Below are 26,469 nucleotides of genomic sequence, written 5' to 3' on the forward strand. Positions count from 1 at the left end.
TGCCACTGGCGGAGAGTTTGTACAGTTATCGGCGGCAAGAGCATGACCAATTACGGGGGAGTGGCATGGCAGGCTCGCCGTCGTTCCGGCCCGTGGACAGGGTGGGCCGCGTCGAGCGGACGCTGGGGGGCCGGCGGCTGGCCGCCATGCTGCCCGACCCGGGGACGACCAGGCCCGTCTACCGCCACCTGGCCCAGGCGATCAGCGCGCTCATCCTGGACGGGCGCATCGCGTTGCACGTCCGGCTCCCCGCCGAACGCGACCTCGCCGTCGCGCTGGAGATCAGCAGGCCGACCGTCACGGCCGCCTATGACCTGCTGCGCGAGAGCGGTTACGCGCACAGCCGCCAGGGCGCCGGGACCTGGACGGCCCTGCCCGAGGGCGCCCGCCCCAGCGGCGTCGCACGCGCCCTGGCGCCCCCGGACGCGGCGATCGACCTGGCCAGGGCCGCCCCCGGGCTGCCGGAACAGGTGCTCGCCGAGGCTCTCGACCGCGCCGGACCGCGCTTGACCGAGCACGCGCACACTCCCGGCTACCACCCCTACGGCCTGCCGGAGCTGCGTGCCGCCGTCGCCGAGCGGTTCACCCGGCGGGGCCTGGCAACCGTGCCCGACCAGGTCCTGGTGACCTCCGGCGCCCAGCACGCGCTCACGCTGGTTCTGGGGCTCCTGTGCGAGCCCGGCGACCGGGTCATGGTGGAGAGCCCGTCCTACCCGAACGCGCTGGAGGCCATGCGCCGCGCCCGGCTACGCCCGGTCTCGGTGCCGGTGACCGACAGCGGCTGGGACGTCGAGATCATCGAGTCCACCCTGCGGCAGGCGGTGCCGAAACTGGCCTTCCTGATCCCCGACTTCCACAACCCGGCCGGGCTTCTCATGCCGGTCGAGGAGCGCGTACGCGTCCTGCGCGCCGCCCGGCGGGCCGGCACCTGGCTGGTCATCGACGAGACCCTGGCCGACCTCGCCCTCGACGTCCCGGCCCCGCCGCCGTTCGCCTCCCATGCCACTCCCGGCGGGATCGGCCAGGTCATCACCATCGGCTCGATGAGCAAGAGCTACTGGGGAGGACTGCGCATCGGGTGGCTGCGCGCCCCGGCGCGCCTCGTGACCGAGCTCGCCGGACAGCGGATCGCCAACGACCTGGGCGGTTCGGTGCTGGACCAACTCCTGGCCCTGGCCCTGCTGGCCAGAAGCGCTGAGCTGCTGCCACTCCGCCTGGAACGCCTGCGCGAGCAGCGCGCGGCCCTGTCGGAGGCGCTGTCCGCGCACCTCCCGCAGTGGACCTGGCGGCAGCCGCCCGGCGGGCTGTCGCTGTGGGTGGACCTCGGTGAGCCGATCGCCTCGGCCTTCGCCGAGCGCGCCCTCGACTATGGCGTACGGATCGAGGGCGGTGGCCACTTCGCCGCCGACCCGGGCGTCTTCGAGCAGCGGCTGCGCATCCCGTACACCACCTCCGCCGGCACGTTGCGCGAGGCCGTGCAGCGCATGCTCGCCGCCCTGGCCGACGGACTCCCCCTGCGGTCGGCCACCCGGCGACCCCACTGGATCGCCTGACGCCCGCCACCGGCTCTGAAATTTTCGACATCGCCTGAGCCAAGAAGGCAATAGAGCAGGGTCTTCAGCTGATATCCGAAAGTTTCGTGAAGTAGGGCCACGTCATTGCAGGTGAAATCACTATCGACGGACCTTGCTATGAAATATTTCGGCTGATTATTGACACGTTTCGACTGGGTTCTCAAACTGATCGCCAACACCCCATCCGGAAGGGAGAGCCCTGGTGATCACCGGCTTGGGCCGCTCGCAGCTCCGCTCGAAGGTCGTCGCGCTGGCGGTGGTGGCGACGCTCTCGGCCGCCGGAGCGGTGACGTTCACACCCACCGAGGCCGTCGCGGCCCCCGGCGTGGAGAACGAGGGCGCCGACTGCGTCGTGACCGGCCTGCCCGACGCGGGCTCCCTGCCCACCAACTCCAGGCTGCCCGACCCCTTCAGGAAGCTGGACGGCACGCGCATCACCACCAGGTCCGAGTGGCGATGCCGGCGTGAGGAGATCAAACGGCTGGCCGAGCGGTTCGTCTACGGCGAGAAGCCGGTGAAGCCGGCGAGCGTCACGGGGACGGTCACGCGAACCGGCATCACGGTGAACGTGAACCACAACGGCAGGAGCTCCAGTTTCTCGGCCGGCGTCTCGCTGCCGAGCGGGTCCGGGCCGTTCCCGGCCGTCGTCGTGCTGGGCGGGTTCGGTGCGGACACGGCCGCCATCAGGGCGGCCGGTGCCGCCGTCATCAGCTACGACCCCTACGTGGTCGGCCGGGAGGGCACGCCACGCAACAACAAGCAGGGCGCGTTCTACAGCATCTACGGCTCATCGAGCAGCACCGGGCTGCTCCTCGCCTGGGGGTGGGGCGTGAGCCGGATCATCGACGTCATCGAGCAGTCGGACGGCAGCATCCTCAGAGCGGACGCGACCGGCGTCACGGGATGCTCGCGGTTCGGCAAGGGCGCCTTCGTGACCGGGGTGTTCGACCAGCGCATCGCGCTGACCATGCCGATCGAGTCGGGCAGCGCCGGGGTTCCCATCTTCCGCGGGATTCCCGGGGAGGGCGCCCAGAGCCTGAGCAGCGCGTATGGAGAGCAGCCATGGCTGGGCGACGCGTTCGGCTCCTTCACGAGCAGCCCGGGCAGGCTGCCGGTGGACACGCATGAGATGGTGGCCATGGTCGCGCCGCGCGGGCTATTCATCATGGACAACCCGCACATCACCAACCTGGGCCCGAGGTCCGCGAGCGTGGCCGCCCTGGGCGGGGCGGAGGTCTACAAGGCGCTCGGCGCGGGGGAGAACATCACCTACTGGTCCGACGTCCAGGACGGCAACCACTGCGCCAACAGGGCCGAATGGCGGACCCCGCTGCAGCAGAACATCCAGAAGTTCCTGCTCAAGACGGGCAACGCCGCCGGCGCGATCCGGATCTCGTCCAGGGCCTCCGGCAACCTGGCCGAATGGCGGGACTGGCAGACGCCGGTCCTCGGCGACGGCGGCGGTGACACCACGCCGCCGAGCACGCCGGGCGCCCCGGCCGCGACCGGCGTGACCGCCACCGGCGCCACACTGACCTGGGCCGCCTCCACAGACCAGGGCGGTTCCGGCCTGGCCGGCTACAACGTCTACCGGGAGCAGGGCGCCACCGACCCGCAACTCGGCCAGTCCGCCACCAACTCGATCACCCTGACCGGCCTGACCGCGAACACCCAGTATCAGGTGTACGTGCGGGCGCGGGACGGCGCCGGCAACCTGTCCGGCAACTCGTCACCGGTCACGTTCACCACGACCACCGGCGGTGGCGACACCTCGCCGCCCACGGCCCCGGCCGGCCTGGCCGCCTCGGGCACGACGGCCACGGGCACCACCCTGAGCTGGACGGCCTCGACGGACGACACCGGCGTCACCGGCTACGACATCCTGCGCGCGCCCGGCGCGAGCGGCGGCACGTTCACCCAGGTCGGCACCTCGGCCACGACCTCCTACAGCGACACGGGCCTGACCCCGAGCACCACCTACCGCTACCAGGTCAGGGCGCGGGACGCCGCGGGCAACGCCTCGCCGGTCTCGGACACCGCGGCGGTCACGACCTCGCCCGGCACGTCCACCGGAGCGTGCGCGGCCGCCCCGACCGTGCAGACCCAATGGGCCACCGGGTACGTCATCCAGCCTCTGACCATCACCAACACCGGCACCTCGACGATCACCGGCTGGACGGTCACCTTCACCCTGCCGGCCGGTCACACCATGACCGGCTCGTGGAACGGCACCAGCACCGTCAGCGGCCAGAACGTGACCATCAGGAACGTCGGCCACAACGGCACCCTCGCCCCCGGAGCCGCCACCACCGGCGTCGGCTTCCAGGTGAGCCGCCCGAACGGCGACGCCGCCCTCCCATCCGGCTACACCTGCGCCTGATGGCCCGCACCCCGGACGGCCCGCGGGCCGTCCGGGCCACACCGATGACAGCCAGGCGCACAACCATGGGTTCTCCGATCTCTAGTACGCGCCGCCCTTGCCGTACGCGGCGGCGAGGGCGTGGAAGGCGGACTTGGGCTCCCAGCTCAGGTCCGGGTGGATCTTGACGACCCCGTAGGAGGCCAGGTCGAGGTCATAGCGGGGGTCGGGGTGGTGGGGATGGTTGTAGCCGGCGAAGGTGAACCAGAAGGCGCTGTCCACGTTCTCCTGCTCGAAGACGCGCAGCAGGTCGCGGAGGTAGGACGCCTGCTCCTCCTCGTCCCGCACGTAGTCGCCGTCCAGCCGCCAGGGCTCGCGGTCGCGGTCCACGATCATCCAGCCGCGCCCGCCCCGGTCCGCGGCGCCGCGGTAGGAGCAGCAGCCGAACTCGGTCACCACCACCGGCAGGCCATGGCGGTGCAGTTCGCGGATCTCCTCGCGGAAGGTGGCGGCGTTGTGCGCCCCGCGGTAGGCGTCCACCGCGACGTAGTCGAAGGGCGTCCAGTCCACGCGTTCGACCGGTAGCGCGGCATAGGTGACCTTGCCCCCGAACGCGGGCCGTACCGTGCGGACGACCTCGGCCAGAAAGGCGTTGAGCCGGGCCGGAACGGCGCTGAGCAGGCTCCGCAGCTCCGGCCCCGGGGTGGCGAAGAGTGCCAGACGCGCGAGGAGGTCGTCGCCGGGCAGGAAACCATGCGCGAAGATGCTCAGCTCGCCGCCGGTGACCAGGACGACGTCGGCGCCCTTCCGGCGGAGGCTCTCGGCGCGGGCGGCGCAGTCGGCGAACAGCGCCAGCAACCGCTCGGTGGTCAGGTCGCACGGGAACGGGGCGAACCACACCTCGAGCCCGGCCTCGGCCGCCTGCTCGGCCGCGACCGCCAGCCGGTCCGGGTCGCTGCCGGAGACGCGTACCGCGGTGCAGTGCAGCTCGTCCGCGATGACCCGCATCTCGCGCCGCACCACCGCGGCGTCGAACTCCTCCCGGGTCCACCCGGCCGGTACGCGGGCCCCGGTGTCGTAGTTGATCCCCTTACCGCGCATGAGAGCCCGCCATGTCGTGCGAGGCGGCCGCCGCGGCGCGCAGCCGCCGGCCGCGGTACCACACGGACCAGCCCACCAGCAGCGCGATCGTGCCGAGCTGGAGCAAGGTCGAAACGCCCGCCGCCGCGTCCACGGGCAGCAGGTAGATCAGCGGGATGCGGACGACCGCCTCGGCCAGCAGCCCGGTGCCCCACACGAGGCTGAGCAGGACGAAGACCCGGCGGAACGACGGCTGGGCCGGCCACAGCTCGTCCCAGCGGGCGAGCAGCTCCTGGTTGCCGGAGTTGAGGCGCCGCACCAGGCCGTACAGGACCGGCCGGCCGACCGCGCACGAGCCCAGCAGCAGCAGGCCGAGCGCGCCGGACAGGAGCGACTCCCTGGCCAGCAGGATGCGGGGGTCGCCGGTGAGCGCCGACATGGCCAGCAGCAGCACGAAAGTGACCGCCACGATCGCGGCCACCCCGTCGAGCCGGCGCCGGGTGACCGCGATGCAGGCGACCCGCGCCAGGGCCACCGCCCCACCGGCGACCAGGGCGAGCCAGGCCTCGGCCCCCAGTCCCCGGCAGGCGTAGTAGGCCGCCGCGGGCAGCCCGATGTCCCACAGCAGCCCCATGAGGAGCGCACGCTTGTCCATGGCGGAAGCCTCCTTGGCCGGCGACCTCCGCCGGCCTCGAAAATAAGATACTGGCAGTAGTCTATATGCCTTCTTTGCCTGGAAGACGATTGCGTTATGGAATACTGCTGGTATCCAAAATGGAGGTCCCGTGACTGTTGAGCACGACGGCGGACCCGGCGCCGCGAGCGGGGAGGCGCCGGCCAGGGCGACCCGGCGGCGCGGCGCCGCGCTGGAGGAGGCGATCCTGCGTGCGGCGATCGAGGAGCTGGACGAGGTCGGCTACCCGAGCCTGACCATGGACGGCGTCGCCGCCCGCGCCGGCACCGCCAAGAACGTCATCTACCGGCGCTGGCCGAGCCGCGCCGCGCTGTGCGTCGCCGCCTACCGGCGGATGCTCCCGGCCGCCCCCGAGGACATCCCCGACACCGGCGACCTCCGCTCGGACGCGCTCGCCATGCTCCGCCGCGGCAACGACCGGATGTCGTCACCGATGGGCAAGATCCTGCGCGAGCTGCTGGCCGACATCCAGAGCGACCCCGAGCGGGTGCGGGAGTTCCGCGAACAACTCGTCCGGGGGAACACCGGGCCGTGGCTGACCATCCTGGCGCGCGCCGCCGCCCGCGGCGAGGCGGGCCCGGCGGCGCTGACGCCCCGCGTGGCCACCGTCGCGGTCGATCTGCTCCGCAACGAGTACGCCATCAACGGCGTGGCCACCGTCCCGGAGGACATCCTCGCCGAGATCGTCGACCAGGTCTTCCTCCCCCTGGTGCGCGCCCACACCTGACCCACCCACCCGCCTCCCGGGTGGTTCTGGGGGACGCCGGCTGAGCCGGACCGATGGCGCCCCCGGGTCGCACCGAGCATCATGACATGTCGTGATGTGTCAGGACGACGTCTCCGGGTGCCGGGTGCCGGATTCGACGAACCTCCGCAGCACCGGGGACCGGTCGTCCGCGCGCCACATCAAGGCGGACGTGATGGGCGGGGTCAGGCCGTCGAGCGGCACGAAGGCCACCCCCTCGCCGCGCAGTGCCTGTGCCGAGGCTGGCACCAGCGCCACCGCCAGCCCGGCCGCGACGACGAGGAGCTGCGTGGAGATCTCGCGCACATGATGGCTCACCCGGGGCGTGAACCCGCCTGACGCGCAGATGCCGTGCACCGTCTCGTCCCATTCCTGGCAGATCTCCGGGTCCAGCAGGACGAAGCTCTCTCCCGCCAGTTCCGACGGCTCGACGGCCGGGCGGCCCGCCAGCGGATGACCCGCCGAGACGGCCGCCACGAAGCGCTCGATGGACAGCTCGCGCAGCACGATGCCGTCCGCCACGCATTCGTCGAGCGGGCCCAGCCGGGCGATGAACGCGACGTCCACGTCCTGCTCGCGCAGCAGCCCGACCGGCGTGCCGAGCGGGAGCTCACGCAGGTCCACCTCGACGTCCGGGTGGTCGCGCTGGAACGTGGCCAGCGAGGTCAGGAACGGCGCGGACGACGTGGTCGGCACGTATCCGACGCGGAGCCTGCCGAGGTCGCCCTGGCCCGCGCGGCGGGCGACCGACCGCGCCCGCTCCGCCTGCGCCAGGGTGCGCCGGGCCTCCTCCAGGAACGCCAGGCCCGCATCACTGAGCCTGGTACGGCGGCGCTCAACGCCCGCCGGGCAACTCGCCGGAAAGATCGCCCTCATCACTGGCGCCACCTCGGGGATCGGCGAGGCCATCGCCCGGGCGTACGCGCGCGAGGGAGCGAGCGTGATCCTCACCGGCCGGCGGGCCGAACTGGGCCAGAGCGTGGCCGAGCAGATCAGGGCGAAGGGCGCCAGGGCCGCGTTCCTGGCGGCCGACCTCACGGAGCCGGGCGCGCCGGAGCGCGTCGTGAAGTCCGCGTCGGAGGCGTTCGGGGGCCTGCACGTGCTGGTCAACAACGCCGCCGCCTTCGGAGCCGGACCGGCGGACGCCGTCACGGAGGACGACTTCGACCGGATCGCGGTCCTGAACTACCGGGCCCCGTTCTTCGTGACCAAGGCGGCGCTGCCGTACCTCCTCGCGAACCAGACCAGCAAGATCGTGAACATCGGCACGCTCGGCGCGGTCAAGAGCTGGGCGGGCGCCTCGGTCTACAACTCCTCCAAGGCGGCCCTGGAGAACCTCACCCGCACGTGGGCCATCGAATACGGCCCCCGGGGCGTCAACGTGAACGTGATCAGCCCCAGCATCGTCGTGGACGCCCCGATGTCGGCCACCGTACTCGCCCAGGTGGACGTCGAGGCCCACGTCCTGCCCAGTGTCCCGGCCCGCCGCCTGTGCACGGTGCGGGACGTGGCCGACACCGCGGTCTTCCTGGCCGGGCCGGGCTCGGACTATCTGCACGGCACGCGCATCCTGCTCGACGGCGGCCTGACGGCATGACGACCCGCGCACCCGTACGGCGGGGCGGCGTCCTGACCCCCCTGTGCGCCGTCCAGTTCATGGTCATCCTCGACACCACGATCGCCAACGTCGCCCTGCCCGCCATCGGCCGTGCCCTGGAACTGGCCGACTCGTCTCTGCAGTACGTGATCACCCTGTACGCGGTGACGTTCGGCGGCTGCCTCATCCTCGCCGGGCGTGCCGGCGACCTGCTGGGACGGCGCCGCCTGTTCGTCGGGGGGACGGCGCTGTTCGTGACCGCGTCCGCCGCGTGCGGCCTGTCCACCACGCCCGCACTCCTCCTGGCGGCGCGTACGGCGCAGGGCCTGGGCGCCGCCCTGATCTCCGCCACCGCGCTCGGCCTCCTCCTGGCGATCTACGACGAGGGGGACCGGCGTAACCGCGCGCTGGGCGTGTGGAGCGCCCTGGGAGCCACCGGCGCCGGGGCGGGCCTCATTCTCGGCGGCCTGCTCACCGACGCGCTCGGCTGGCCCTGGGTCTTCCTCGTCAACGTCCCCATCGGCCTCGCCGCCCTGGCCTGGACCCGAATCCTGCCACCGGACCAGAACCCGGCACCGTGGCGTGGCGCGTCTGGCAGGGGCGGCTCGCTCGACCTTCCCGGAGCGGTGAGTGCCACGGCGGGCATCGGCCTGCTGATCTATGGGCTCACCCGGGGGCAGCAGGAAGGGTTCACCTCACCGGCCGCCCTGCTCATCCTGATTGCCGCGGCCGTACTGCTGATCGTCTTCGTGCTGGTCCAGCGGCGTTCCCGGAGCCCGCTCGTCCCGCCGCGCATCCTGTCGCACCGGGCGGTGACGGGCGCGAACACGGCGATCCTCGCGCTGACCGCCGTGATGGGCGCCCAGGGCTTCTTCATGATGCTGTTCATGCAGGGGATCCTGGGTTACTCGCCGCTCCAGACGGGTCTGGCCGTCTTCCCGTCGAGCCTCATGGCGATCGCCGGCAGCGCGCTGGCCACGAGGCTGGCCGGGCGGGTGCAGCCCCGCGTCATCGCGGCGGGCGCCTTGGTGGTGGTCGGCGTCGCGGAGGCGCTGCTGGCCCAGATCACCCCGGCCAGTTCGTACGCGACGGACATCCTTCCCGGCTACCTCCTCTTCGGCGCCGGGCTCGGGGCGGCGTTCGTCGGCTCCAGCATCGTGGCGACCAGCGGTATCGCGGCCGAGGACCAGGGCGTGGTGTCCGGGCTGCTGAACACCGCCCAGCAGGTCGGCATCGCGGTCGGCGTGGCGGCCCTGGTCACGGCCGCCGTCGCCCACACCGCGAACCTCCCCGCGCCCGGCACGGCGGCGGCCCTGGTTTCGGGCTACGGCCTGGGCCTACTCATCAGCGCGGTCCTCGCCGCCGCGGGCGCCCTCGCCGTCCTCACCCTGCCCAGGCGGCACGCCGTGTAGCGCTCCCGCTGCCGGCGGCGGCTCTTGTGGCCGCCGCCGCGGTTGTAGGCGGCTCTGATGTTGCTGCCCGCGCTCGCTATGTGGTAGCGGACGGCGATCGTGCAGGCCGCGCCGGCGGCCACGTGGGGAATGAGCCGGCACATGCGGGAGGACGCGGTCGGCGCCGTCCATCCGTAGGTGTCGAAGTGCTGCTTGACCGTACGGGTGGTGGCCCTGCTGAAGTACCAGGAGCACGTGGTGATGCCGCAGTTCCTGCGGATGCTCGCGGCGGTCTCGACCGCGGCCGCGACAGTGGCGGCGGCGGACCGAGTGGCGGACTGGGTGGCGGCGCTCGCGGTGGGAGTGGTGACCAGGACGCCGGTGGCCGCGATGCCCGCGAGTGAGCCGACCCGATCCTTGAGCAGGTAGCGGGTCCCGCCGCCGGAGGCGAGCAGCTCTCTGGCGTAGAGCTGCCCGACGTACTGCGACAGGATCAGGACCGGAAAGCCGGGCTGGGTGCGGCGGGCCTGGATGACCGCGCGCAGGCCGGCGTCGCGCGCCGGCGCGGAGGGCGGCTCGGCCCCGGGGACGATCTTCCCGGGAGGGGAGCCCCTGGATGGGGTGGTCAGATCCCGGCGGCGACGCGGAGGAGGACGACTCCGCCGATGATCGCCGCGAACGACACCAGCTTGGCGGGCGTGATCTTCTCCTTGTAGATGAGCGCGCCGAGAACGACCGTGCCGACCGATCCGATGCCGGTCCAGATGGTGTAGCCCACGCCGACGTCCAGGGTTCTCAGCGCGAGGCTGAGGCTGAAGATGCCGCCGGCGGCGCACACCAGGGTGAAGACCGATGGCCAGAGCCGGGTGAAGCCCTTGGTGGCATTGGTGCCGAGCGCGAAGCCGATCTCGAAGACGATGGCGACGGCGAGATAGATCCATTCCATGGTGACGACTCCTCAGGCGACGGGCGGGATCAGTGGGTGGAAGCGGGGGAGGAGCTGTTCGCGGAGGAGAGGCGGTCGGCGAGTTTGAGCCCCAGCACCCCGCCGATGATCAGTACGAACGCCAGCGCCTTCCACACGGTGAGCTGCTCACCGAAGATCACGGCGCCGAAGACGACGGTGCCGATCGATCCGATGCCGGTCCAGATGGTGTAGCCCACGCCGACGTCCAGGGTCTTCAGCGCGAGGCTCAGGAAGAAGATGCCGCCGGCCGCCGCCCCCGCGGTGAGCAGCGAGGGCCACAACTGTGTGAAGCCTTCCGTGGCGTTGGTGGCGAGGGCGAACACGACCTCGAAGACGGCGGCGACGAGCAGGTAGATCCAAGCCATCGAGCGGCTCTCCAAAAAGTTGCATGTATGTGCAAGTGGACGGGCAAAATCTTGCATGTACATGTATTCTCCTGTCAACCCGGTGAACGAGAACTCCGGCAATCCACCGATCGGGAGGTCACCATGGCCCCGGCAGCCTCTGTCCCCAGCACGGCGCTCCCCTCGGACGCCGTCGCCATGTGGCACCGCGTCATGCTCCTGCACTCCCGCGTCGAGGGCGTGCTCGCCGCCGCGCTGCAGCGACGGCACGGCATCGGCCTGTCGGAATACCGCGCGCTCGGGCACCTGGCCGTCGCCCGCGACGGCGAACTGCGCATGCAGGAGCTGGCCGAGCTGATCGGGCTCAACCAGAGCTCGGTGACCCGCCTGGTGGCCCGGCTGAACGCCGCCGGCTTCGCGTACCGGGATCTGTGCCCGGACGACAAGCGCGGGGTCTACTGCGTCGTCACCGACGCGGGCCGCGCGAAATACGGCGAGGCGAGCCGTACGTACGAGGAGACGCTGACGGTCGCGCTGGAGGAGGCGGGGCAGACCGACCCCCAGCTCGCCGCGGCGGTGACGCTGCTGGGCGAGTCCATCGCCTGACCCGAGCCCTCGGGGCGTAGGCCGTTGACCCGAGCCCCGGGGCGGCGTTCGCTGACCGGAGCCCCGGGGCGGCGTTCGCTGACCGGAGCCCCGGGGCGGCGTTCGCTGACCGGAGCCCCGGGGCGGCGTCGGCCTGCCGGTTTGAGCCGAAGACGCCATCCGGAATGCTGAGGGCCGCCGCCGAGGGCGCTCGGCGGGCGGCCGGCTCCCAGCGCCACAGCCCGCCGTCCATCCCGGGACGGCCCCTCCCTTCGATCATCACCCGTCCGGGCCGGGCAGAACAAGACTGTTCCTGCGGCCTGTGCCGTCGCCAAGCTGTACTCGTGAACACCATGAGCAGCGAGGTCTGGGACCCGTTCGGCACCCTGCGCAACGTGCTGTGGATCGGGGGCGGGCAATGGGCCGGGAAATCCACCGTCGCCAGGCTGCTGGCCATCCGGTACGGGCTGACCGCCTACCACTACGACTACCACGACGCACGCGGGCATCACGACCGTCGAATCGCCCGCCGGGTGCGGCAGGGTGAGCCCATCGCGGACCCCGACCCCGACACCGCCTGGGTGAACACCAGCCCGCAGCGGATGGCCGAGGAGGTCCTGGCCGGTTTTCCCGTGCGGTTCGAGTGGGCGCTGGACGACCTGCGCGGCCTGGTGTCGGGGCGGCCCGTCATCGCCGAGGGCTGGGGACTGCGTCCGGAACTGGTCGCTCCCATCGTCGACTCGCCCCGTCGGATGATCGTCATGGTGCCGAGCGAGGAGTTCCGCCGGCGCCAGCTGCGCGAACTGCCCCGGGCCGCCGCCGTACAGCACCGGGTCAGCGATCCCGGCCGGGCACAGCGCAACCGGTTCGACCGGGACCGCCTCGTCTTCGAGGAGGCCGCCGGCTCCGCTCGCCGCCTGGGCATCCGGGTCCTGCGGGTCGACGGGTCCCACGACGCGGACGGCATGGCCGACATCGTGGCCGACCACTTCAGCCACTACCTGCCCTGACGCACGCCCACCGGCCCCGCCGGCGACCCAGCCCGCGGCGACGCCCGCGAGCGGCCGGCCGAGTTCGGCCGAGCCTGCCCTGGCCGATTGCGCCTAGAATCCGCAGTCCGGCCGACGTCCGCGAGTGCGCGGGCACGAACGGCCCGTACATCAACTCGGTGCGGATGCAGCGGATCCTGTCCGTCCGTTGACGTGGGATCAGCGGTGTCCGCCCACGGCCAGCATGTGGTCGGCGCCGCGCTGGAACTCATAGGGGACCCTGCGCACCGCGCACACCAGCCCGTCGGCCCGTAGATCCGCCCGCAGCGCGTCGAGAAAGCCGACCGGCTCGCCGTCGCCCATGCGGACCAGGGGGAAGATCCTCACCTCGGCCCGGCTGACCCGGCTCATCTCGGTGATCGCCGCCCGGTGCCACTCCCGATCCAGGCGCCCGGCCCAGGTGAACAGCAGGTGTGAGCACAGCACCAGGTCCACGCTGTCGTCGGCCAGCGGGAGATGCGGCAGGCCGGTGGCCAGGTAGGAGCCCGGATGCCGGCGGAGGTCGGCCATGAACGCGCTTCTGGCGGCCAGGCGCATCTCGCGGCGCCGCTCCGCCGAGCCGTACCACGTCCACACGAACCGGTCCGCGTTCGCGTCGATCATCGCGTTGCCCTGGGTGAGGTCGGCCGCCAGGCGGTCGGCGATCGCGCCGGCGCCTTGGGAGTAGAGCGGGTCGGCCGCCAGGGCCCGGGCTCCCGCCGTCCGGGCCTCCGCGACGAAACTCGACGCCCCGCCGGCGCAGTCGAGAATGACGCCACCCAGATCGCGGTCGTCGATCGCGAACATCGCCCGGTACTCGGCGAAGGAACGAGACGACATGATCATTTTGCCTGACTCATCGCTCGTCTCCCATCCCGCGCTGCGTGGTCCCCACCCTCGGCCACGACGATCTGCCGCCCGGGGATCATGCGCGCGGTCGCCCGCGAGCACCGCATCCCGGTCTTCGACCTCGGCCGGCTGTCGTGCGTCGGCCTCTACCTGGAGGTCGTGGAACCCGGCACGGTGCGCGCCGGCGACCCGGTCACCCGGGTGCGCTAGGAATCCCGCCCGTCCGGGACGAGGAGACCCTGGTTGAACGCCTGGGTGACGGCGGCGGCGCGGTCGCCCACGCCGACTTCCCGCGCGGCTCGCCGTCCGCCTGCTTGATCGCCACAGTGGCCACGGCCAGGACCGCCAGCAGCGCGTACGGCACCACGGTCGCCACCGGCCGGCCCGCCAGCGGGTTGCTCATCCGCGCCTCCTGCGCACCCCTTGGCATCCCTGGACAATCTAGCCGCCACCAGGGCGTTCACCGGGCGGCGAACAGCGAGCGCAGGTGCCTCCCGTTCGCGATCGCGACAACGCCCCCACCGGCCATCCGCACAGGGCCTGCTCGATCCTCGTCCACGCCGGCAGGACTCCAGCGTCGCGACACGGCGGCGGGCCGCGCATCGCCCGATCTCATGGAACCGGCGGACCAATCGGACGGCTGAGCCACTCCACCGATCGGCTGACCGCATTTGCCTACAACTATTAGGCAGTTGGATAATGACTATCGGCAAATGGAAGGATGATGATGGTTCGAGCGGGGCTGACCGTGGAGCGCCTGACGAAGGCGGGGGCGGAGCTGGCCGACGAGGTCGGCTTCGACCAGGTGACCGTCTCGGCGCTGGCCCGGCGGTTCGACGTCAAGGTCGCGAGCCTCTACTCGCACCTGAAGAGCTCCCACGACCTGAAGACCAGGATCGCCCTGTTCGCTCTGGCGGAGCTCGCCGACCGGGCCGCCACCGCCCTGGCCGGGCGGGCCGGCAAGGACGCCCTGGCCGCCTTCGCGGACGTCTACCGCGACTACGCCAGGGAGCACCCCGGCCGCTACGCCGCCGCCCAGCTCAGGCTCGACCCCGAGACCGCGGCCGCCGGCGCCGGCGTCAGGCACGCGCAGATGACGCGGGCGATCCTGCGCGGCTACGACCTGGCGGAGCCCGACCAGACGCACGCGGTCCGGATGCTGGGCAGCGTCTTCCACGGCTACGTCAGCCTGGAGATGAGCGGGGGCTTCAGCCACACCGCCGTCGACCCGCAGGAATCCTGGTCCTGGATCGTGGACTCCCTCGACACCCTCCTGCGCACCTGGACCACCACCCCGACGAGCTGAGGCCGTGAACACCGAGTACATCACCACACCCGTCACCGCGGACCTGCTGCGCGGCGCCCTCGACGTGGAGCGCACGGCGCACGGGCTGCTGCCGCACCGGCTGCCCGCCCGGGCCCGCCGCCAGATCCCCGACGAGCAGCTCGCCATGGCCGAGGCCCAGCCGTCCGGGGTACGGCTGGCCTTCCGCACCCGGGCCACCACCGTCGAGCTGGACACGCTGCCCACCAAGAGGGCCTTCCGGGGGCTCCCGGCCCCGGCGGACGGCGTCTACGACCTGCTGGCCGACGGCCTGCTCGCGGGCCAGGCCACGGTGACCGGCGGGCGGGTCCGCACCCTCGACCTGGCCACCCAGTCGGTCGATCTGCGCGACGGGCCGCCCGGCACCGCGCGGTTCGCCGGCCTGCCCGCGCGTGACAAGCACGTCGAGATCTGGCTGCCGCACACGGAGATCACCGAGCTGATCGCCCTGCGCACCGACGCCCCGGTCGAGCCCGCGCCCGACAGCGGGCGCCGGGTGTGGCTGCACCACGGCAGCTCCATCAGCCACGGTTCGAACGCCGCTCACCCGACCGGGATCTGGCCCGCCCTGGCCGCCGCCCAGGGCGGGGTTGAGCTGGTCAATCTGGGGTTCGGCGGCGGCGCGCTGCTGGACCCGTTCACCGCCCGCGCGATGCGGGACACCCCCGCGGACCTGGTCAGCGTCAAGATCGGCATCAACGTCGTCAACGCCGACGCGATGCGCGTGCGCGCCTTCGGCCCCGCCGTCCACGGCTTCCTCGACACCATCCGCGAGGGGCATCCGAGCTCGCCGCTGCTGGTCGTGTCCGCCATCCTGTGCCCGATCCACGAGGACACCCCCGGGCCTCTCATGCCCGACTTCGGCGGCGGGACCGTACGGTTCAAGGCCACCGGCGACCCGGCCGAACGCGCTGCCGGGCGCCTGACCCTCAACGTCATCCGCGACGAGCTCGCCCGGATCATCGGAGAGAGGGCGGCCGACGACCCGAACCTGCACTACCTCGACGGCCGCCACCTCTACGGCGAGCCGGACCACGCCGAGCTGCCGCTGCCCGACGAGGTGCACCCCGACCCGGCGGGGCAACGTCGCATCGGAGAGAACTTCGCACGGCTCGCGTTCGGCGCCGGCGGTCCGTTCGCCACCAGGCCCGGCCGCCGCTGACAGGCCGGCCCGGAGTGGCGCGGGCGGGAGGAACCGTCCCGAGGATCACGGAGACCAACGGCAACGGTTCGTTGGCCACGTCACCTCGACGCATCCGCAAATCATGACAATCCGGCGGCTGCCGGCCATCGGACCGAGGAACGGCTCCTGGGTGTCCGGTGGCGCCGGACACCGGGCACCGCCGTGACCGGGGAGTTCGCCGGAGGCGCCGGCGAATGCGTCCGGTGCCGTCGCCGGACATCGCCCCCGGCCCCGATCGTTGGCGACAAGGTCACCGCGACCTTCGATCGAGCGGCAACTCCAAGTGAAAGGAACACGGCATGGCCAACATCCGGCGGCACCCCGTGCAGGGTCGGACCTTGAACCGGTTGCGCGTACTCGCCCTGGTGTCCGTTCCCGCCGCGCTGCTGATCAGCGTGTCGGCGTCGGCGTCGGCGGACACACCCGCCCCGAAGGCGTCGACAAGCGCGAGCTCCACCTGTCACGAGCCGGCTCGTGACCAGGTCCTGACCGCCCAGCAGGGCATCGAGCTCTTCAAGGCGTGCTCCGCGGCGAAGACGACCGCGGTCCCGGGATGGCATTGGATGGGCAACTACGGGGACGTCTACTCCCTGGCCAACGCCGCCAATGGATGGGGAGCCGGGCCAGGGGAGCTCCTCACCCAGATCATGAGCAACGGCCTTCTGGCCACGTTCATGTACTACTGATACATGGGGGCATGGCGGCCTCCGGCAGGATCGCCAGTGTTTCCGCAGGTCAGCCCTTTGCCGACGGGGCACGGGATCATCGTTCCGTCCCCTGAGTTCAACGCGCTGATCTGCGGGAACGCATACCCGGGCCGGAAAGGCCGCTCAAGGGGAGACCCGTGGCGATCCAGGTGCCCGGCGTGGCGGGGCCGCGCTCAGCCCGGACATGATCGAGGCGGCCGCCTTCATCGCGCCCACCCGTACGACGTAGCGGGTGACGCCCCAGCGGCGCTCGTGCTCCCGGATCGCCGAGACGATCTCCGCTTCGGTGCCGACGAGGACGAACGGCGAGGCGAGCAGCTCGGCCTCGGTGAGGCCGAGATCCTTGGCGTGCTCGGCGATCCACCCGGCGGCGTCGTCGGTCACCTGGAAGAGCTGCACGAGCGCTTCCAGGGCAGGCGGCCGCTCCCGCCCGGCGGCGCCGGTGGCGACGTGCTCAAGCTGGGCCTCGATCTCAGTGGTACGCCAGCGCACCTCATGGCTGTGCCCGTCGGACAGCGTGCGCCCGAACCCGGTCAGGCCGACGACGTCCGCGTGGGCCCCCGCCCAGCGCAGGAGCCGCGAATTGGCGGTGCCCAGGGTGAGCGGGATCCGCTCCTGGACGGGCAGCGGCTTGACCAGCCGGGCACCCTTGACCACCAATTCCGGCGTGTCGACGTCGACCTCCTCGCCGTCGAGCAAGGCGCGTACGGCCTCCGCCACGGCCACGCACCGCCGCACCCTGCCCGCCACCTCCGGGTAGGGGGCACCGACCGCGTCCCACTCGCCGGGTGTGTGACCGGCCCCCACTCCGAGCCGGGCACGGCCGCCGGACAGCGCGTCAAGCGTGGCGACATCGCCCGCGAGCAGGATCGGCTCCCTGATCCCCGCGTTCGAGACGTAGGAGCCGAGGCCGATCGTGGAGGTGACGGCCGCGGCCGCCGCCAGGGCGACGAACGGCGAGGCCGTGACCCCCGGATGGTCGGCGGCCAGCAGGGCGTCGAACCCCGCCGCCTCGCACTTCCGCGCGAGGTCCGTCCAGGACGCGACGTCGGCGGCGTTGGCTTGAAGTGAAAAGTCCGTCATAAAGGGAGCATTTCGTACTTTTCTCCGGCCGCTTCCGGGTTCCGCTCGAAGCGGAGCGCGTACGGTCGTTCACCCCTGGCCGAGCAGCGCCGTGGCCATCTGCTGGACGGAACGGGTGAAGCGCCGCGGGTCGCCGGGCGGGGTCAGGTGGCGGATCAGATCGCCGTCGAAGACGGAGAGCAGGGCGTGGGCCAGGAAGCCGGCGTCGAGGTCGGGACGGCTCGCGGCGAGCAGGCCGCTGAGGTGGCCGTGCCAGAACCGGTAGCTGGGGTCGCCGTACTTGTCCTCGGCGCAGGCCTGCTCGTGCGCGGACAGCAGGACGGCGTTGCCTTCGGCGATCGCGCCGAGGCCGTCGAGGAAGGCGAGCAGCCGCTCAGGGGCGGGCGCTCCGGGCCCCAGGGGCGGGGCGCCGTCCGTGACCGCCTCGCGCAGCTCGCGGGACCGCTCCTCCAGCAGTGCTTGCAGCAGCCCGGCGCGGTTGCCGAAGCGGCGGAACACGGTGCCCTTCCCGACCCCGGCGAGGGTGGCGACCCGGTCGAGCGACACGCGGTCTCCACCGCCCTCGGCCAGGAGCTGCTCGGTCGCGTGCAGGACCGCGCGGCGGTTGCGGGCCGCGTCGGCGCGTTCGGCGCGCTGTCCGGCCATCGGCCACTCCTCAGTAGACGGACTGTCAGTCCGGATATGCTATCGTCCCGCTATCCGGACTGACAGTCCGGATTTCCCCTGCCTGTGGAGAATGGACATGCACGCACTCGTCGTCGCCCCCGACGCCCCCGGATCCCTGCGCCTCGGCCCGGCCCCCGAGCCCCGGCCCGCGCCCCACCAGCTCGTGCTCGGCGTCCGGCACATCTCCCTCAACCGCGGCGAGGTGGCCTTCGCCGGTCGGCGTCCCGCCGGCACCGTGCACGGCTACGACGCCGCCGGGGTCGTCGAACGCGCCGCGGCGGACGGCACCGGACCGGCCGTGGGCACCAGGGTCGCGGCCTTCGGCGCCGGGGCGTGGGCCCAGCGGATGGCCGTGGACACCACCGCGGTGGCCGAGGTGCCCGCCGGGGTCGACCTCGCCGACGCCGCCGCGCTGCCCATGGCCGGCGTCACGGCGCTGCGTACGCTGCGCTCCCGCGCCATCCTGGGCCGGCGGGTGCTGATCACCGGCGCCGCGGGCGGCGTCGGGCGGTACGCGGTCCAGCTGGCGGCCCTCGGCGGCGCCCACGTCATCGCCTCGGTGGGGTCGGCCGCCCGCGCCGAGGGGCTGGCCGCGCTGGGCGCCCATGAGGTGGTGATCGGCCTGGAGGGCATCGACCGGCCGGTCGACCTCATCCTCGACAACGTGGGCGGACCGCAACTGGCCGCCGCCTGGGAGCTGCTCGCGCCGGGCGGGAACGTGCAGAACATCGGCTGGGCGTCCGACGAGCCGGCGGTGTTCGCGCCGTACTCGCTGTTCTCCGTCGGCCCGGCCAAGACGATGAGCACGTTCGGCGACGTCCATGAGGTCGGCCCGGACCTGGCCACGCTGCTGGGGTTCGTGGCGGCCGGGCGGCTGTCCCCGGAGGTCGGCTGGCGCGGCTCCTGGGAGCAGGTCACCGACGCCGCCCGCGCCCTGCTGGACCGGCGCGTCGCGGGCAAGGCGGTCCTGGACGTTGAGCCGGCGCCCACGTCCTGACCGGCCGTCCCCAGGACGCCGGGATGAGAGCTCAGGAGGGGACGTGGCCGACCAGAACGCGCACTGGCACCCACCCGCGCTCCTACAAGCCGAAGGCGCCGCCCTCGACGAGGATGACCACCCCGACGCCGATCAGCACGACCGGCAGCAGGACGTGGCCCCAGCGGCTGAGCGCCCGCGCGATGACCGGGCGGGTGGCGAAGAACCGCCCGGCCGCGCACCACACCGCGACCAGCACCAGGAAGACGACGACATAGACGCTCATCGAGCCGGCCCCGGCGGTGGCGAACACCGGGACGTAGACCCCGATGTTGTCGCCGCCGTTGGCGAACGTGACCGCCGCCACCTCCAGCGCCCCCGGACCGCCGGCGCGTTCCTCCGCGGGCTCCTCCGCCTTACTGGGCGGGGCGCGGGACGAAGCGGCAGCGGCCGGCCCGGCACTCGTCCAGGCTCTCCAGGGCGGCCCGCCGGGTTCGGGCCAGCTCGGCCATCCTGGCGTCGATCCGATCCACCACCGCCTCCAGCCGCCACCGCTCGCTGTCGCACGTCGCGTCGCCGGCGTCGTGCGCGGCCAGCGCCTCGACCACCTCGTCCAGGGTGAAGCCCAGCTCCTGCAGGGCCTTGGCGAGGCGGATGCGCTCCACCGCCGCGGCGTCGAAGACGCGGTATCCCGACGGCCGGCGCTCGGCGGCGGGCAGCACCCCGCGCCGCTCGTAGAAGCGCACCGTGTCCACGCTGACCCCGGCTGCGCCGGCGACCTGCCCGATTTTCACGCGCCCCACCCCTTGACTCTGGACCCGAGTCCAGACTTTAAGGTCGAGGGCGGTGGCACCACAAGACCACCGGAACCCCTCACTCGGAAGGAGTCCGTTCATGGACATCCCACCCGCTTCCACCCCCGTCGCGTGCAACATGACCACCGCCGTCGACACGCCCCAGCAGCGCGTGGACGACTACTGGAGCCTGTTCGGCCGGCACCTGCTCGGCCGCGAGCGGACCGCCGAGGGCATCCGCTTCCGGCTGCGCGCCGAGCCCGGCGTCGAAGAGCAGGCACGTGATCTCGCCGCGCGCGAGAAGGCCTGCTGCGCGTTCTTCGCCTTCGACGTCAGGGCCGACGGCGACCAGGTGATCTGGGACTGCGCGGTCAGCGACGACGACACCGCCCGCGCCATGCTGGAGGAGTTTTACCACCTGCCCGAGACCGCCGGGCGCGGCCTCGCCGAGCTGGGCGACCACCTGGCCGCCAGGGGCCTGCGCATCGTCACGGACCCGAGCCGCGGCGCCCGCGACACGGGCTCGACCGGCAGAGAGTAACGTCACATAACCGGACCAACGCGGGTCACGACCACCACGCACCAGGAGGAAAGACGCAGTGAAGCGCATCGGCATCATCGGAGTGGGCGAGATCGGCCGGGCGATCGTGGTGGGCCTGTGTGACGGAGCCGACGAGTCCCCCGAGGTGTTCCTGTCCCCCCGGGGAGCCGCCACGGTCGCGGAGCTGTCCGAGCGCTACGAGGGCGTGCGGGTGTGCGCCGGCAACCAGGAGGTGGTGGACCGCTCCGAGGTGGTGATCATCGCCGTACGCCCGCGGGACCGGCACGAAGCACTCGCCGGCCTGCGGGTGGGCGGCGACAAGCTGGTGGTCAACCTGATGGCCGGCGTCGGCATCGACGACCTGCGCCAGGCGCTGGCCACCGATGCCCCGCTGGTACGGGCGATCCCGCTGCCCCCCGTACGCGAACGCGGCTCCGTCACAGTGACATACCCGTCGCACCCGGTGGTGGACTCCCTTTTCGAGCACCTGGGCGGGGCGCTCCCGGTCGCGGACGAGGCGGTCTTCAACGTCTTCTCCGCGTTGACGGCGACGCTGAGCACCCACTACGCGTACCTCGCCACGCTCACGTCGTGGGCCGCCGGCCACGGCATCGCCTCCGGCGACGCGGAGAGCTACGTCCGCGGCCTCTTCCAGGGGGCCGGTCGCTCCTTGGGCGACGAGACCCGTTCCCTGCACGAGCTCGCGGCCAACCACGAGACCCCGAACGGAAGCAACGAACGCATCCGCACCACCTGGTTCGCCCCGGCCAACGCCGAAGCCCTCACCAAAGCCCTCGACGGCCTCCTCGCCGATCTCCATTAGCGCGGCTCCGATGGCTCAGGAACGCGCGGTGAAGGCGAGGGAGCGGAACGTGCCCGTACAGCCGCCCTCGAACGCATCACCGTGACCGGAGACCGGGAACACGACACCGCCGTCGCCACGCGGAACTGGTTCAACGGGGTGACCCCGCCCCGCTGAAGTGTGACGTCCCGGCCGCCGGCGCCAGGGGCCGGGCAGGACCGGGGGAGTCCCCCTTCCGGTCCTGCCGGCCATTTGGACCTCGAAGGGCCGGGTCAGCCGGCCTGCCGCAGCGCCTCGGCCAGGCCGTCCAGCCCGATCGGGCCGAGGCCGACCGCGGTGGTGTGCCAGCGTTTGAGATCGAAGCCCGGCTGCCGGCCGGCGGCCTGGCGGGCGGCCAGCCAGGCGCGCTCGCCGAGCTTGTACGAGATCGCCTGCGCGGGCCAGCCGAAATACCGCACCACCTCGGGATGGATCCGATGGGAGTTGGCATGGCCGCGCTCCCTCAGCACCTGGCAGGCCTTGTCGAACGTCCACCGTGACCCGTCCGGCAGCGGCAGGTCCAGGTGGAGGCCGATGTCGATGACCACGCGGGCCGCGCGCAGCGCCGAGGCGGCCAGCATGCCCAGCCGGGTGCCGGGATCGGAGAACCAGCCCAGCTCGTCGCCGAGGCGTTCGGCGTACAGGGCCCAGCCCTCGCTGTGCCCGCTCACCCGGACGGTCTTCGCGAACCGCGACAGCGTGTCCCCGGCGGCCATCACGGCGCCGATCTGCAGGTGGTGACCGGGTACGCCCTCGTGGAAGACGGTCGTCAGCTCACGCCAGGTCGCGAACCGCTCCCGGCCTCCCAGGGGCCACCAGGTGCGGCCCGGCCGCGTCAGATCCTCCGTCGGCGGCGTGTAGTAGGGGGACCCGGCGGTCGAGGCGGCAGCGATGGTCACCTCGACCCGGCGCAGTGGCTCGGCGATGTCGAAGTGGGTGCCGTGCAGCTCGCCGATGGCCCGGTCGTGCTGGTCCTGCAGCCAGCCCCGGTAGGCGTCCACGCCGACCACGCACTGGCTCTGGTCAAGGAACGCGCTCACCTCCTCCCAGCTCGCGCCCGGGCGGATGCGCTCGATCTCGGCGGCCATCTCCGCCTCGATCCGGTCCAGCTCCGCCCAGCCCCACGCGTACGCCTCGGCCGGGTCGATGTCGGCGCCCAGACTCTGCCGGGCCGCCACGGCGTAGCGCTCGGCGCCGACCCCGTCCCGCTCCGCCGCCCGGGGCGCGTAGTCCGTACGCAGGTAGCGGGCCGTCGCGGCGTAGGCCGCGTGCGCGGAGGCCGCCGCCTCGGCGAGCTCCCCGGCCAGGGGGCCGTCGCCGTAGGAGGTCACCAGGGCGTCGTGCGCCCCGGCGAAGCGCTCGGCCTGGGCGGCGGCCTCCAGCGCCTGGCGTCGAGCCGCCACCAGCCCCTTCGCCAAGCCGAGATCGAGGCTGGCGCGCCAGCTCGCCAGCATCACCGGCATGGCGCGCAGACGGGCGGCGACGTCGCGCCATTGGTCGTCGTCGCCGCGCGGAAGCAGGTCGACGCTGTCGCGGACGGTGTTGAGCAGCCCGAACTGGCCGCGCAGCATGCGCAGCGGCTCCCCGCTCTCATGCCAGGCCGCCTCGGCTTCCAGGCGTTCCTGCAGGTGCGCTGCGGCGTGCCGGTCGGCGTCGGAGGCCGGGCTCAGCCCGGCGAGCTCGGCCAGGGTACGGCGGGCCAGCTCGTGGCGGGCGGCATGGCCATCCGGGCCGTAGTCGGTGGCGGGGGCGAAGTCCCCGGCGACTCCGCGGATCCCCGCGCCGACCGGGTCGAGCGCGGCCGCCTTTCCAACATAATCCTCGCAAAGCTTGAAAATCTGCGTCATTCGGACACAGTAACCGGGCCGTGGTGGATCACCGATAAGGCGCGTCGGCGGCCTCACGGCAGATCGCGTCCCGGAGCCGGGGGCAGTGAGACCTGGAGCGGAATCCGGCGTTCAGCGGGGTTCTCCCAGGCGAGTGAGCCCCTGCCGTTGCGGCCGGAGCAATCCTGATCGTGACGGCCCGGGGACGGGTGGTCAGCCTGCTTCCAGCGGCTTGGGCGAGGGCCCCGGGGCCGCTGTCACGGCCCGTGTCGCGGTCACGGTCTGGATGGCCTGTTCAAGTGACGGTGCCACCTGAAATGTGGTGCGCAGGCCGGTGATCGACAGCGCTTGGGCGAGCCGTGGTCCTCGGTCACGGGACGTCTTTCTCGGAGAAGGGGGCGGTCCGTTTCAACGGCCGGCGTCGCGCGGGCCTGGCTGTCGTGGAATTGTCGTGGCTGCCCGCCGTTTCGGGCGCGGCTTGTCCTGATGCCCCCGGGTGTGGCCGGGGGCCGAGGGGTCAGTGACGCTGGCGGAGTTCTTCGTTGATGCGCAGCGCTTCGGCGAGCTGGTCTTCGAGGATGATGATGCGGCAGGCCGCTTCCAGCTGGGTGCCGGCGTCGACGAGTTCGCGGGCGCGGGCGGCCAGGCGCAGCTGGTAGCGGGAGAAGCGGCGGTGGCCCCCCTCGCTGCGTAGCGGCTCGATCAGGCTGGCGGCGCCGAGACTGCGCAGGAACGCCGGGGTGACGCCGAGGATCGCGGCGGCCCGGCCCATGCTGTAGGCGGGATAGTCCTCGTCATCGAGGCGCTGCCCGGGACTGCCGGCCGCTTCGGCCGCCTGGACCGGCTGATCGGCCGGGTGAGCGCCGGCGGGGTGGGGTCGCTCCCCCCTGGAGGCGGTGGCCGTTGCCTGAGGTGTTTGATCCATGCAACCTTCCTGAATGAGAACAGGGGCCCCGGCGCCATGATGCGCCGGGGCCCAGAGGTTTAACACCATCGACCGGCCCTGCCTGCGTGCTGCAGGGGCGGTTCACTTGTGCCGCACCAGCCGCCCGTTGCGGGGGTGCGGGGATCGCGTAAGCGTGACCGTAGACCACCGTCCTGTTCGTGGAGCTGCGGTACCCGTGCGGCGACATGCGGCCGGCGACGGGCGATCCTGATGGCGTTCAACACTCCCTTCCAGTTATCCGTGCCTCGGCACCCCGACCGCTGGTGCCGGCTTCCTGCAAGCGGCAGCGCGTCCACCGCCCCGGCCCCCTTGCTCAATCACGCTGGCCGCGGCAGTCCGACCTTCTGCCTTCTACCTCGTTCTGTACTGCTGTCCACGCCGTCCGGGCAGCCCCGTCGTGGTGCTCGTACTGCGCTGCCCTCGTGGATCCGTCCCTTGCGATGTCAGAAACTCTAGCCGCTCACAGTGCGAATGTCTACCGTGGCCACTACAGATTTTCGTTCGCTCGTGAGGTAAGAACCCGCCGCCACGCCACATGATCGACGTGAAAGCGAGGCAGAGCCGGGGGTGAGGTGATGGCGATGGGCGAGCACGACCAGGGCCACGACGGGGCAGCAGCGACGATCAAGGGCGCAGGAGACGGGCTGGAGTTCGCGGTGTGGCCTTCGGCGGTGTGCCCGGTGATCGGCCTGCGGGCCGCGCTCCCGGGACCGGCCTCGTGCCGGCCGCCCCGGAACGCGAGCAGCCGGGACGGGCCTCGTGCCGGCCGCCCCGGCTGTTCATTCGGTGGAGCAGGTCAGGCGATGGCCGGTTCGCCGGAGGGGCGCGGCGCGCTGTCCGGAGCGTCGTCCAGCGGCTGCGGGGGAGCGTTGAGCACCGCCTCGTCGAGACGGCCCTCGCCGCGGGCCACCAGCAGCGGCACCACGATCTGCCCGGCGACGTTGGTGGCGGTGCGCATCATGTCGAGGATCGGGTCGATGGCCAGCAGCAGGCCGACGCCCTCCAGCGGCAGGCCCAGCGTGCTCAGCGTCAGCGTGAGCATGACGGTGGCGCCGGTCAGACCGGCCGTGGCGGCCGAGCCGACGACGGAGACGAACGCGATGAGCACGTACTCGCCGATGCCGAGCTGGATGCCGAACACCTGCGCCACGAAGATCGCCGCCAGCGCCGGGTAGATCGAGGCGCAGCCGTCCATCTTGGTGGTCGCGCCGAACGGCACGGCGAAGGAGGCGTAGTCGCGGTCGACTCCGAGGCGCTCGATCGTGACCTTCTGCGTCAGCGGCAGCGTGCCGACCGAGGAGCGGGAGACGAAGGCCAGCTCGATCGCGGGCCACGCGTTGCGGAAGAACGTGCTCGGGTTGACCTTGGCGATCACCGCGAGCAGCGTCGGGTAGACGGCCAGCAGGACGATGAAGCAGCCGATGTAGACGCCGAGGCTGAACTTGGCCAGCGGCGCGAGCAGGTCCCACCCGTACGTGGCGACCGACTTGCCGATCAGGCCGGCGGTCCCGAGGGGAGCCAGGCGGATGACCCACCACAGCGCCTTCTGGACCAGTTCGAGGACCGAGCGGCTGAAGGTGAGGAACGGCTCGGCCTTCTCGCCGATCGCCATGGTCGTCGCGCCGAGGACGATCCCCAGAAAGACGATCTGAAGGACGTTGAGCTCGGTGAACGCCGTGACGATGTTCGTCGGGATGATGCCGGTGAGGAAGTCGACCCAGGATCCGACGTGCTCGGGCGCCTTGGCGCCCGCCGTGCTCAGGGTGACGCCCTGGCCGGGGTTGATGATCAGGCCGAGGACGATGCCGATGACGACGGCGATCAGTCCGGTGGCCAGGAACCAGAACAGCGTCTTGCCCGCCAGCCTGGCCGCGCCGTTGACGTTGCGGAGATTGGCGACGCTGACCACGACGGCGGTGAAGACCAGCGGCGGCACGGCCAGCTTGAGCAGCTGGACGAAGATCGCTCCGACTTGGGTGAGGGTGGTGGCCAGCCAGTCCAGGTCCCAGACACGGGCGGCGAAGCCGAGGGCGACACCGACGACCAGGCCCAGCAGCAACTGCAGGGAGAAAGAGAATCTCTTCACGATGAGGTGGGCTCCGTAAGGCGGCATGCCTGAGTAGGCATGCGGAAAGGGGGTGGGTGAGGAGGGGGCGGGGATCGAGCGCTACGTCAGAGCGCGATCAGCGACAACGGGAGCCGGTCAGACGACAGAGATCGATGTGCAGCCGCTCAACGAGCCACACGGACACGACGGTGAACCTCACAAGTGTGAGCAAGCCGTACTAATAGGGGATTATTCCGACCGTAGGCGTGATCCACCTCACACGCAAGATCGCCGCTTTACCTTAAGCATGGTTGAGATCGCA

Annotated in this window: 28 protein-coding genes and 2 pseudogenes; 15 read left to right on the forward strand and 15 right to left on the reverse strand. The window is 72.0% G+C overall.

Translation table 11 applies throughout. The features are described from left to right. Positions 1-65: 65 nt before the first annotated feature. Both ABGB18_RS25555 and ABGB18_RS25560 read left to right on the forward strand, forming a co-directional pair. Complete coding sequence (locus ABGB18_RS25555; RefSeq protein WP_347698115.1) at positions 66-1,553, forward strand: PLP-dependent aminotransferase family protein; 1,488 nt, start codon at positions 66-68, stop codon at positions 1,551-1,553. A gap of 223 nt (positions 1,554-1,776) precedes the next feature. Next, complete coding sequence (locus ABGB18_RS25560) at positions 1,777-3,954, forward strand: fibronectin type III domain-containing protein (RefSeq protein ID WP_347698116.1); 2,178 nt, start codon at positions 1,777-1,779, stop codon at positions 3,952-3,954. 81 nt (positions 3,955-4,035) lie between these two features. Here ABGB18_RS25560 and ABGB18_RS25565 read toward each other — a convergent pair whose 3' ends face one another. Together ABGB18_RS25565 and ABGB18_RS25570 are read right to left on the reverse strand one after the other, a co-directional pair. Further along, entirely contained in the window at positions 4,036-5,034 is a 999-nt protein-coding gene (locus ABGB18_RS25565) for a hypothetical protein (protein ID WP_347698117.1), read from the reverse strand. After that, positions 5,024-5,668: a VC0807 family protein gene (locus ABGB18_RS25570; RefSeq protein ID WP_347698118.1), complete on the reverse strand. Its 645-nt coding sequence runs from the start codon at positions 5,666-5,668 to the stop codon at positions 5,024-5,026. Before ABGB18_RS25570 ends, ABGB18_RS25565 begins: the two co-directional genes overlap by 11 nt. A gap of 130 nt (positions 5,669-5,798) precedes the next feature. On the opposite strand from ABGB18_RS25570, the gene ABGB18_RS25575 reads away from it, so the two are divergent. Next, entirely contained in the window at positions 5,799-6,434 is a 636-nt protein-coding gene (locus ABGB18_RS25575; protein ID WP_347698119.1) for a TetR/AcrR family transcriptional regulator, read from the forward strand. A 99-nt stretch (positions 6,435-6,533) separates the two neighbouring features. Here ABGB18_RS25575 and ABGB18_RS25580 read toward each other — a convergent pair whose 3' ends face one another. Beyond that, positions 6,534-7,328, reverse strand: coding sequence for a LysR family substrate-binding domain-containing protein (locus ABGB18_RS25580; protein ID WP_347698120.1), 795 nt, complete (start codon positions 7,326-7,328; stop codon positions 6,534-6,536). On the opposite strand from ABGB18_RS25580, the gene ABGB18_RS25585 reads away from it, so the two are divergent. The 3 genes from ABGB18_RS25585 (at position 7,228) to ABGB18_RS25595 (ending at position 9,869) form a co-directional block, all read left to right on the forward strand. Then, positions 7,228-8,049: an SDR family oxidoreductase gene (locus ABGB18_RS25585; RefSeq protein WP_347698121.1), complete on the forward strand. Its 822-nt coding sequence runs from the start codon at positions 7,228-7,230 to the stop codon at positions 8,047-8,049. The two genes, ABGB18_RS25580 and ABGB18_RS25585, sit on opposite strands and share 101 nt — an antisense overlap. Further along, the gene (locus ABGB18_RS25590) at positions 8,046-9,461 is read left to right on the forward strand and encodes an MFS transporter (protein WP_347698122.1); all 1,416 of its coding nucleotides are present in this window, start codon (positions 8,046-8,048) and stop codon (positions 9,459-9,461) included. Before ABGB18_RS25585 ends, ABGB18_RS25590 begins: the two co-directional genes overlap by 4 nt. A gap of 192 nt (positions 9,462-9,653) precedes the next feature. After that, positions 9,654-9,869 (forward strand): hypothetical protein, encoded by a 216-nt coding sequence (locus ABGB18_RS25595; RefSeq protein ID WP_347698179.1) that lies wholly within the window; start codon positions 9,654-9,656, stop codon positions 9,867-9,869. Here the strand turns inward: ABGB18_RS25595 and ABGB18_RS25600 are convergent. The 3 genes and pseudogenes from ABGB18_RS25600 to ABGB18_RS25610 form a co-directional block, all read right to left on the reverse strand. Continuing rightward, a pseudogene (locus ABGB18_RS25600) lies at positions 9,845-9,994 on the reverse strand (DNA-binding response regulator); the annotation flags it as partial. The gene ABGB18_RS25595 and the pseudogene ABGB18_RS25600 sit on opposite strands and share 25 nt — an antisense overlap. A 71-nt stretch (positions 9,995-10,065) precedes the next feature. After that, a complete protein-coding gene (locus tag ABGB18_RS25605) occupies positions 10,066-10,386 on the reverse strand; it encodes a multidrug efflux SMR transporter (RefSeq protein WP_347698123.1) in 321 nt (106 codons plus the stop codon). Between the two features lie 29 nt (positions 10,387-10,415). Beyond that, positions 10,416-10,772 (reverse strand): multidrug efflux SMR transporter, encoded by a 357-nt coding sequence (locus ABGB18_RS25610; protein WP_347698124.1) that lies wholly within the window; start codon positions 10,770-10,772, stop codon positions 10,416-10,418. 123 nt (positions 10,773-10,895) lie between these two features. Here ABGB18_RS25610 and ABGB18_RS25615 point away from each other — a divergent pair, with 123 nt between their 5' ends. Together ABGB18_RS25615 and ABGB18_RS25620 are read left to right on the forward strand one after the other, a co-directional pair. Next, positions 10,896-11,357, forward strand: a complete 462-nt coding sequence (locus tag ABGB18_RS25615; protein ID WP_347698125.1) for a MarR family transcriptional regulator — start codon at positions 10,896-10,898, stop codon at positions 11,355-11,357. Between the two features lie 332 nt (positions 11,358-11,689). Then, on the forward strand, positions 11,690-12,346 hold the full coding sequence (locus ABGB18_RS25620) for a hypothetical protein (protein ID WP_347698173.1): 657 nt from the start codon (positions 11,690-11,692) through the stop codon (positions 12,344-12,346). Between the two features lie 198 nt (positions 12,347-12,544). Here ABGB18_RS25620 and ABGB18_RS25625 read toward each other — a convergent pair whose 3' ends face one another. Next, positions 12,545-13,204, reverse strand: coding sequence for a hypothetical protein (locus ABGB18_RS25625; protein WP_347698126.1), 660 nt, complete (start codon positions 13,202-13,204; stop codon positions 12,545-12,547). A gap of 87 nt (positions 13,205-13,291) precedes the next feature. On the opposite strand from ABGB18_RS25625, the gene ABGB18_RS25630 reads away from it, so the two are divergent. Continuing rightward, positions 13,292-13,423, forward strand: coding sequence for a hypothetical protein (locus tag ABGB18_RS25630; RefSeq protein WP_347698127.1), 132 nt, complete (start codon positions 13,292-13,294; stop codon positions 13,421-13,423). Here ABGB18_RS25630 and ABGB18_RS25635 read toward each other — a convergent pair. Continuing rightward, positions 13,407-13,616, reverse strand: coding sequence for a hypothetical protein (locus ABGB18_RS25635; RefSeq protein WP_347698128.1), 210 nt, complete (start codon positions 13,614-13,616; stop codon positions 13,407-13,409). The two genes, ABGB18_RS25630 and ABGB18_RS25635, sit on opposite strands and share 17 nt — an antisense overlap. A gap of 324 nt (positions 13,617-13,940) precedes the next feature. On the opposite strand from ABGB18_RS25635, the gene ABGB18_RS25640 reads away from it, so the two are divergent. From ABGB18_RS25640 to ABGB18_RS25650, 3 genes are all read left to right on the forward strand, one after another. After that, on the forward strand, positions 13,941-14,519 hold the full coding sequence (locus tag ABGB18_RS25640) for a TetR/AcrR family transcriptional regulator (protein ID WP_347698174.1): 579 nt from the start codon (positions 13,941-13,943) through the stop codon (positions 14,517-14,519). A 4-nt stretch (positions 14,520-14,523) separates the two neighbouring features. Continuing rightward, on the forward strand, positions 14,524-15,699 hold the full coding sequence (locus ABGB18_RS25645; RefSeq protein ID WP_347698129.1) for a GDSL-type esterase/lipase family protein: 1,176 nt from the start codon (positions 14,524-14,526) through the stop codon (positions 15,697-15,699). 320 nt (positions 15,700-16,019) lie between these two features. Beyond that, a complete protein-coding gene (locus tag ABGB18_RS25650) occupies positions 16,020-16,406 on the forward strand; it encodes a hypothetical protein (protein ID WP_347698130.1) in 387 nt (128 codons plus the stop codon). Between the two features lie 144 nt (positions 16,407-16,550). Here ABGB18_RS25650 and ABGB18_RS25655 read toward each other — a convergent pair whose 3' ends face one another. Continuing rightward, complete coding sequence (locus ABGB18_RS25655) at positions 16,551-17,510, reverse strand: LLM class flavin-dependent oxidoreductase (RefSeq protein WP_347698131.1); 960 nt, start codon at positions 17,508-17,510, stop codon at positions 16,551-16,553. A gap of 69 nt (positions 17,511-17,579) precedes the next feature. Next, positions 17,580-18,155 (reverse strand): TetR/AcrR family transcriptional regulator, encoded by a 576-nt coding sequence (locus ABGB18_RS25660; RefSeq protein WP_347698132.1) that lies wholly within the window; start codon positions 18,153-18,155, stop codon positions 17,580-17,582. A 97-nt stretch (positions 18,156-18,252) separates the two neighbouring features. Here ABGB18_RS25660 and ABGB18_RS25665 point away from each other — a divergent pair, with 97 nt between their 5' ends. Continuing rightward, positions 18,253-19,173, forward strand: a complete 921-nt coding sequence (locus ABGB18_RS25665) for a zinc-binding dehydrogenase (RefSeq protein ID WP_347698133.1) — start codon at positions 18,253-18,255, stop codon at positions 19,171-19,173. 82 nt (positions 19,174-19,255) lie between these two features. Here the strand turns inward: ABGB18_RS25665 and ABGB18_RS25670 are convergent. Together ABGB18_RS25670 and ABGB18_RS25675 are read right to left on the reverse strand one after the other, a co-directional pair. Next, a pseudogene (locus ABGB18_RS25670) lies at positions 19,256-19,519 on the reverse strand (cadmium resistance transporter); the annotation flags it as partial. A 49-nt stretch (positions 19,520-19,568) separates the two neighbouring features. Next, entirely contained in the window at positions 19,569-19,946 is a 378-nt protein-coding gene (locus ABGB18_RS25675; protein WP_347698134.1) for a MerR family transcriptional regulator, read from the reverse strand. Positions 19,947-20,046: 100 nt separating this feature from the next. Here ABGB18_RS25675 and ABGB18_RS25680 point away from each other — a divergent pair, with 100 nt between their 5' ends. Together ABGB18_RS25680 and ABGB18_RS25685 are read left to right on the forward strand one after the other, a co-directional pair. Further along, positions 20,047-20,487, forward strand: coding sequence for a hypothetical protein (locus ABGB18_RS25680; protein ID WP_347698135.1), 441 nt, complete (start codon positions 20,047-20,049; stop codon positions 20,485-20,487). Positions 20,488-20,545: 58 nt separating this feature from the next. Further along, positions 20,546-21,310, forward strand: coding sequence for an NAD(P)-binding domain-containing protein (locus ABGB18_RS25685; protein WP_347698136.1), 765 nt, complete (start codon positions 20,546-20,548; stop codon positions 21,308-21,310). A gap of 251 nt (positions 21,311-21,561) precedes the next feature. Here ABGB18_RS25685 and ABGB18_RS25690 read toward each other — a convergent pair whose 3' ends face one another. From ABGB18_RS25690 to ABGB18_RS25700, 3 genes are all read right to left on the reverse strand, one after another. Then, a complete protein-coding gene (locus ABGB18_RS25690) occupies positions 21,562-23,175 on the reverse strand; it encodes a DUF885 domain-containing protein (RefSeq protein ID WP_347698137.1) in 1,614 nt (537 codons plus the stop codon). A gap of 496 nt (positions 23,176-23,671) precedes the next feature. Beyond that, a complete protein-coding gene (locus tag ABGB18_RS25695; RefSeq protein WP_347698175.1) occupies positions 23,672-23,926 on the reverse strand; it encodes a MerR family transcriptional regulator in 255 nt (84 codons plus the stop codon). Between the two features lie 970 nt (positions 23,927-24,896). After that, positions 24,897-26,186, reverse strand: a complete 1,290-nt coding sequence (locus ABGB18_RS25700) for a dicarboxylate/amino acid:cation symporter (protein ID WP_347698138.1) — start codon at positions 26,184-26,186, stop codon at positions 24,897-24,899. Positions 26,187-26,469: the final 283 nt, after the last annotated feature.

Origin of the sequence: Nonomuraea sp. B12E4 (assembly GCF_039871825.1) — a bacterium.
Lineage (GTDB): Bacteria > Actinomycetota > Actinomycetes > Streptosporangiales > Streptosporangiaceae > Nonomuraea.